Raw genomic sequence first — 984 nt, forward strand, 5'->3', positions numbered from 1 at the left:
GTCTGGGTCTGGGTGTGAGGCTGAGGTTGGGGCTTGGGCTGGGGCTTCTTCGGGGCGACGGCTGCGGCCGTGACGGCCTCGGCCGAGGCCGAACCGGCTTCGGCGGGACCGACCCCGGGACCAAGGTCCTCGGTCGAAGACCGCGGTCGGGGGATCGTCGCCTCGCCGAACGCCTCCGCGCAGTACTTCGGGTAGTACGCCGACGACCGATACGCCGCGGCCCAGTCGTAGTTGTCCCGTCGGCACGAGAACGCGTGGAACACGTCGGCCCAGGTCTCGCACTCGAAGAAGGCCAGCGCCTCCTGCGGCGGCCCGTAGTACGCCACTCCCCCGCCGGGCGCCATCACCAGCAGCAGGTCGCACGCCTGGAGCTCGGCGACCGAGTGCGTGACCACCAGTACGGTGCGGCCCTCGTCGGTCAGGCAGCGCAGCATGCGCATGACGTCGCGGTCCATGCCCGGGTCCAGGCCCGAGGTCGGCTCGTCCAGGAACAGCACCGAAGGCTTGGTCAGCAGCTCCAGGGCCACCGACACCCGCTTGCGCTGGCCGCCGGACAAGGTGGCGACCTTGTTGCTCTCGAACTCGGTCAGGCGCAGGTCGGTCAGGACCTCGTCGATGCGGCGCTCGCGCTGCTCCGCGGTGGTGCCGGCCGGGAAGCGCAGGTCGGCGGAGTAGCGGAGGGCGGCCTTGACGGTGAGTTGGGCGTGCAGGACGTCGTCCTGCGGGACCAGTCCTATTCGGTGCCGGAGCTCGGAGTACTCGGCGCACAGGTCGCGGCCGGCGTAGCGGACCTCGCCGGAGTCGGCGGGACGCGAGCCGACCAGGGCCCGCAGCAGGGTCGACTTGCCGGAGCCGGAGGGGCCGACGACGGCGACCAGCGCCTGCGCGGGGACGTCGAAGCCGACGTCGTCCAGGAGGGTCTTGACCACGCCGCGGTGCTTGACGGTCACGGTCAGGCCGCGGGCCGACAGGGCGGCCGGGGAC

The 984-nt window shown here is 72.2% G+C and carries 1 protein-coding gene; it reads right to left on the reverse strand.

What is annotated here, in order from left to right:
- On the reverse strand, nucleotides 1-984 hold a 984-nt coding region (locus KGQ19_RS48710; protein ID WP_212022464.1), incomplete at both ends, for an ABC transporter ATP-binding protein.

Origin of the sequence: Catenulispora pinistramenti (genome assembly GCF_018274385.1) — a bacterium.
Taxonomy (GTDB): Bacteria; Actinomycetota; Actinomycetes; order Streptomycetales; family Catenulisporaceae; genus Catenulispora; species Catenulispora pinistramenti.